The sequence below is a fragment of the Lentilactobacillus hilgardii DSM 20176 = ATCC 8290 genome, assembly GCF_000159315.1.
Classification (GTDB): Bacteria; Bacillota; Bacilli; order Lactobacillales; family Lactobacillaceae; genus Lentilactobacillus; species Lentilactobacillus hilgardii.
Genome location: NZ_GG669992.1, coordinates 1 through 6,149 on the forward strand (window position 1 = coordinate 1; position 6,149 = coordinate 6,149).

Consider the following 6,149-nt stretch of genomic DNA (forward strand, 5'->3'; position numbering starts at 1 on the left):
GATTGGCTTCGATTAAAATCGAAGCACCCTACACAATTTGTTTGTCGAAAATTTTATTCAGTTTTCAAAGGTCTACCTGCAAAACAACATTTAAATTTTAAAAGGATTTAAATGATTCAATTTGATGAATCGCTGTTGTCCTGCGCTTCAAGCAACGAAATTAATTATATATCATCGAATCTTTTAAGTCAAGAAAAACTTTTTTGGAAGCGATTGGTATATGTTGTTCGTATCGAAGCAACGAATAATATATTACCAGCTATTTTAGAGAAGGTCAACAGTTTTTCCAAATTAATTTCAACTTTTCTTGAAAAAACTAAGAAAGCAGTAAAGTAAAGTCACATAACCACCTAAAAAAGCCTGCTATATGTATACTAACACTTGAATACGGAAAAGGAGCCATGAATCATTGGAAAAAATCGTAATCATTAATGCCAAACGAACACCTATCGGAAAATTAAACGGTGCGTTAAAAGATAAAAGCGCCGTTGAACTTGCTACCGAAGTCTCCAAAGCATTAATTAAAACTGCAAAGATACCAATTGAAGATATTAATCAGGTTATATTTGGCAATGCAATTCAAGCTGGCAATGGTCAAAACATTGCCCGACAGATCGGACTAAACAGTGGCCTTTCTGCTAAGACAACAGCTTTTACAATCAACCAAGTGTGTGGATCGGGTTTGAAAGCAATCCGCCAAGCTCAAATCGAACTTTTAATAGGAGAACACAAAACCATTTTAGCGGGTGGTACCGAAAGCATGTCCAACGTGCCATTCTTGAATATGAATCAACGGCAGCCAACCAAATTCGGTTCGTTCACCGTTTACGATGGTTTGGAACGTGATGGATTAACTGACGCATTCTCCAATCGTCCAATGGGAATAACAGCAGAAAACGTTGCTAAAATCTATCACGTCAGCAGAAAACAACAAGATCAATTTGCACTTGATTCACATCTTAAAGCCCAAGATGCCATTAATCACCATTATTTTGACGAAGAGCTCGTGCCGATTCAAACGACTAATAAGAAGAAAAGCACCCTCGTTAGTCAAGATGAATCCGTTCGCTTTGATACAAGTCTCGAAAAACTGTCAACACTTCCCCCTTCTTTTGAAACAAACGGCACGGTAACTGCGGGAAATGCTGCAGGGTTAAACGATGGTGCTTCAGCACTGCTGCTAACCACCGAATCGCATGCCAAACGGTTGAATCTGACACCATTGGCAGAAATCATTGATTACGCCGAGCGGGGAATTGATCCTAATATTATGGGATATGCCCCTTATTACGCAATTAAGAAACTACTCACTAACCAAGAAATGCAGGTTACCGATATTGACCTCTTTGAAATCAACGAAGCTTTCGCATCACAATGTATTGCCGTTTCAAGAGACCTATCTATTCCTGAATACAAATTAAATATTAGCGGCGGTGCCATTGCGCTTGGACATCCGTTAGGTGATTCGGGAGCACGCATCGTGACTACCCTAATCAATAATTTAAACCGTACAGGTCAAACATACGGGATTGCTTCCTTATGCATGGGCGGCGGCATGGGTTCAGCAATGCTAATTAAAAAGTATTAATCAGAAACCTCAGTTTTACACAAAAGACGACACTGACTTAAAAAATTTAAGTCACGCCGTCTTTTTAATTTTGTCATTCTTTTCCTATTACAACCTAACACGTTCACTTTCCGGCAATTCTTTAAAGAAAGAACTCTGATATAGCCAATAAAGCACTTTCTTTGTACTTTTAGACCGCAAGTCGTATGCCGAATCCAGTGATCGAAAGACCGGATCAGCTTTCATAAGGTGGCTAAACGTGCTCAGACTGTCTGCCTGCGTTAAGTTGGTATGATTGGCCATCCCTCTACCAATCAGCCCGGAGAAGTGCGCTACGTGGACGACAGCAATGTATTCAACGTGTTCTGTTAATGTTGTCGGCTTAACAGGGATCGTATCTGCCAGTGATGTTAAGTCAAAGGATAAATGTTGTCGGGCAAACAAAAGTGCCCGATTTCTGGCAAATGAGTAGTTTAGTAATAGAGGCAAAAACAATTTTTTTAACATTCCGGTAAAGAGTTGATCAAAGGTTCCGTAATCGATTTCAATTTTTTGATGAAAATCATTAATAATCGGCTTGTGTAATGGTCCGAGGACATAGGAAAAAATCTGTTGGAAGTTTTGATTGTCAGCATTTCTCGTATGGGCAACATCACTTAAATCAAGAATTGCCATCTTTTCAGCACTTTTGACAATCGTTGCCGGTATCCCCATTTTTAAAAAAATAATTGTCTCGTTCATTTCAAGACTTGATGCAATAGCTGTCCGGTCGGTTGACGTCATCAGAGCTGGTATGCCAAGCAAATCATAGTTGTCTACAGTCAACTGTTCCCTGCAGATCGCATACAACACTACTGATACCATCAAATCAATTAAACCTGTAACATCTCGCTTAATAAACCGCCTGACTGCATCCTTCAAGTGGTTATCAGCAAGCGAGCGGACAATTATCGGCGGCAAATCATGCTGGTAACTGAAATCAGGGCCATCGTCGCTACTATACTGAAATAAAGTTCGCCCACCGATTTGGTATTGGGTCAAAAAACCGGAATCGTACTCATTAATCATGCCCTTAACAATATGACTATCAGAAGTTGCTGTTAATTTCTTATAGGGAGAGACGTCCCTTAAATAACGATTAATGTGGGAAAACCAGGCGTCTGCCATCTGGGAAGCCTCTTCAATTGAGAATCCTGCAAGTCGATCCATAATGGTCGGCAAAAAACCACCTTCACCAGAAATTGCCTGGACAAAATGGATCACTGCGGTTTGATAGCCCAATGTGAATTGTCGTTCATCCCGGCTTTCTCCAAGGTAGGCCGCATAATTTCTCCCCGTAGCCTGATTCACAATTTCCGGCGTCTCCTCGCCGGTTGCCCATGCTATCATGAAAGAAAATTGATTAAAATTAATTGTCATTAAATCTTTAACAGCTGCCAAATAGCCCAATTGACTTGACTTTGCCATTTTAAATTCAGCAAGTGATAAGCCTGCGTTCAATGGGTGATTCAAGGAACTGTGTGCGCCCCTTATGATACGTTCGGAATAGATCGCACTTTTTGCGTATGTATTTTCGCCAAGCAGTTTAGACACAACAGAACCCAAGAAGCTGAAAGTCTTTTTTACCCCGGCAAGCTGATCAGATTTATGAGACTTGATTGAAGCATCATCTTTAACCATTTTTTCCTCCTTGCAAATTCAATTTATTCTAACACAAAGCGCTCCCTCAAAAAACAATCTTAAAAATTGCAAAATCCCCTCTTAATTAGTTATGATAAACATAAGGAATACGAAAGGATGTGTCAAAATGGGCAAATTAAAAAACGAATCTGATAAAGTAGTTGGCAAAACAAAAGAAGGACTTGGTGAAGCAAGCGGCGATGACAAGATGAAGTTAAAAGGTAAGCTCCAAAATGCATCCGGTAAAGCAAAGGAAAAGCTTGAAGATGCCAAAGACAAAGTCGCCGAAAAAGCAAACGAATTCTTGGATAAGCATGAGAAGAAGAATAAAGAAGACAACTAATTCTAGTTGTGAAGGTTGAAAGACGGCATCGATTGCCGCTTTCAACCTTTTTTCTTTTCTCACCCGTTTCTTCTTGCAATTAAAAAATCGATGCTCTATAATGCTCTTTCGTGCTAAGCAAATCTAATCATTCAGATTAGAAATAACAAAGAGGATGTGAGCATTGATGTCTGCAACATATTTACGTCAAGCAACGAATCGAGACCTTCCAGAAATCAGAAAAATTATTACGGATGCTAAAGCCTTTCTAAAGAAACAGGGAATCGACCAATGGCAGGACGGTTATCCAACCGATGAAGATTTGGAAACCGATGTTAAATTCGGCATTACCTACGTTCTAATTATCGACGGAAAAATTGCAGCAACCGCAGCCCTTCACCAAGGCCTCGATGTGAGCTACTTACAAATCCACGACGGTGAATGGTTAAACGGCGTTCACGGCAGATACACCGCAATTCATCGGATTGCTATGTCGTCAGATTTTCGTGGACAGCATTTATCAGAAAAAATGATTACCGGTTTAATTACCATTTCAAGTGTCCTAGGTTATAAAGACGTTCGAATCGATACACATCCCGATAATAAGGGCATGCAACATGTTATCACGACAAATGGCTTCACTAAACGGGGAACGATTTACATGGAAGAAAAGGATCATGAAGCATCCCCACGTTACGCCTATCAACTAATCATTGAATAATCGAAGCCGTTTCTTTTCTCTGTGTTTGCCTTGATGTACAATAATTTTATTGAGGTGATTTAATGGCGCTTTCAGATGCAGATGTTAAAACAGCTTTAATTACAATGTATATTATTGGCATTATTTGTTTGGGAATCACTTTCTTCTTACTCGATAAGGTCAACGGACAATTCTTCACCAAGTTTTCAACAGGATTAATTGCCATTGTTTTAATAATGGGTGTTATTCTTGTGAACTTGTTTAGTTTAAGTTAATTTTAAAGTTAAAAACCGAGTCGGTAAATTACCGACTCGGTTTTTTGATTACTATTTTGGACTACTTTACTAGTCGGTTTGTTCCGCACACTTGTTCTAGGAATGCTCCTCAAAGCAGTATTCTGCACATAAGGGATTCATTTCAAAAATCCAAACCCGGGATTCCCGAAATAAACGCCTTATGCTCCGAACATTAACCGCTTTGTTCCGCACACTATATTTTTTTAAACGCCTGATCCAAATCCGCAATTAAATCATCCGCGTCTTCCAAACCAACTGATAAACGGATCAATTCATCTTTGATACCCATTGCCAAACGATCCGGCTTTGGAATTTCAAAATGCGACATAAATGCCGGTACTTCTACTAAACTTTCAGCAGCACCTAAACTAACCGCCAGAATAATTAATTGGAGACTGTTAACAAATTTAGCAGCGTCCAACCCATCTTTCAATTCAAACGACAGGACACCACCGGCACCTTTTGTTTCGTCCTTAATAATAGCGTAATCAATACTATTTTTATCAACGGTTGGATAATAAACCCTACCGACTTTATCGCTTCGCTCCAAATACTTAATAATCTTTTTAGTATTTGAAATATGGCGATCCATTCGTAAGTTAAGAGTCTGAATCCCACGTCGAAGCAGGTTTGCTTCCTGCGGTGCCAGAATAGCTCCAATACTATTTTGAAGGGCGTAAACTTTATCACTTAGCTCCTTGGTCCTCGTAACAATAATACCAGCAGTCATATCAGAGTGGCCGCCCAGGTATTTGGTTGCCGAATGAAGGACCAAATCAGCCCCCAAGTCCAATGGTTTTTGAAGATACGGCGTTAGAAAGGTATTATCCACGATAACCATTGCAGCATGTTCATGGGCAAGCTTTGAAATCTGCCTCACACTGGAAACTTTTAACAATGGATTAGTGACTGTTTCAAAATAAACCGCCTTGGTTTCCGGCGTGAACGCCTCTTCAAGTGCCTGAATATTTTGCGTATCCACTTCAGAAAACTTAATACCGCGTGGTCTCAAGAAATCATTCACCAACCGAAAGGTCCCACCGTAAATATTATCGCCAATAATGATGTGATCTCCTGGCTTAAACAATGAAAGTGCCGCATGAATGGCCGCCATCCCACTTGAAAAGGCAAATCCCCGATCACCATTTTCAAGTTCCGCACACACATTTTCAACATTATCCCGAGTTGGATTTCCAGAGCGCTCATAGTCCCAACGTACATCTGAACCCAATTTAGGGTAACGATAAGTTGAAGAATTGTAAATCGGCACATTAACAGCACCAGTATGGTTATCGTCCGGCTTGCCGCCACGGACTAATAATGTATTAAATTTAGTCAAAAAAGCACCTCTACATATTGAATTATCTTGTTAAGTTGATTTATTCTGAGTCACTTGGTCTACTCCGAACGTTAACCGCTTTGCTCCGCACACTCTTTTAGGACTGCTCCAAAAGACTGATCCCTGCCATACAAGGAACTAAATCCCACCTTCCAAATTCGGGAATGTTGAATTTAGTTTCTTGTACTCTGGGACCAACGCGTCTTTTTCCGCACACTCTTTTAGGACTGCCCCGCCAAGCAGTA

6 protein-coding genes are annotated in these 6,149 nt (G+C 40.1%); 4 read left to right on the top strand and 2 right to left on the bottom strand.

The annotated features are described in order from the left end of the window. Positions 1-409: 409 nt before the first annotated feature. The gene (locus HMPREF0519_RS00010) at positions 410-1,588 is read left to right on the top strand and encodes a thiolase family protein (RefSeq protein WP_003556198.1); all 1,179 of its coding nucleotides are present in this window, start codon (positions 410-412) and stop codon (positions 1,586-1,588) included. 87 nt (positions 1,589-1,675) lie between these two features. On the opposite strand, the gene HMPREF0519_RS00015 is transcribed toward HMPREF0519_RS00010, so the two are convergent. Continuing rightward, a complete protein-coding gene (locus HMPREF0519_RS00015; RefSeq protein ID WP_003633568.1) occupies positions 1,676-3,247 on the bottom strand; it encodes a hypothetical protein in 1,572 nt (523 codons plus the stop codon). 91 nt (positions 3,248-3,338) lie between these two features. Between HMPREF0519_RS00015 and HMPREF0519_RS00020 the strand changes: the two genes are divergently transcribed. The 3 genes from HMPREF0519_RS00020 to HMPREF0519_RS00030 all read left to right on the top strand — a co-directional run bounded on the left by HMPREF0519_RS00020 (position 3,339) and on the right by HMPREF0519_RS00030 (position 4,544). Next, the gene (locus tag HMPREF0519_RS00020) at positions 3,339-3,590 is read left to right on the top strand and encodes a CsbD family protein (protein ID WP_003633570.1); all 252 of its coding nucleotides are present in this window, start codon (positions 3,339-3,341) and stop codon (positions 3,588-3,590) included. Between the two features lie 166 nt (positions 3,591-3,756). After that, positions 3,757-4,290, top strand: coding sequence for a GNAT family N-acetyltransferase (locus tag HMPREF0519_RS00025; protein WP_003633572.1), 534 nt, complete (start codon positions 3,757-3,759; stop codon positions 4,288-4,290). Positions 4,291-4,352: 62 nt separating this feature from the next. Next, complete coding sequence (locus HMPREF0519_RS00030; RefSeq protein WP_003556206.1) at positions 4,353-4,544, top strand: hypothetical protein; 192 nt, start codon at positions 4,353-4,355, stop codon at positions 4,542-4,544. A 214-nt stretch (positions 4,545-4,758) separates the two neighbouring features. On the opposite strand, the gene HMPREF0519_RS00035 is transcribed toward HMPREF0519_RS00030, so the two are convergent. Continuing rightward, complete coding sequence (locus HMPREF0519_RS00035; RefSeq protein WP_003633574.1) at positions 4,759-5,904, bottom strand: trans-sulfuration enzyme family protein; 1,146 nt, start codon at positions 5,902-5,904, stop codon at positions 4,759-4,761. Positions 5,905-6,149 lie beyond the last annotated feature (245 nt).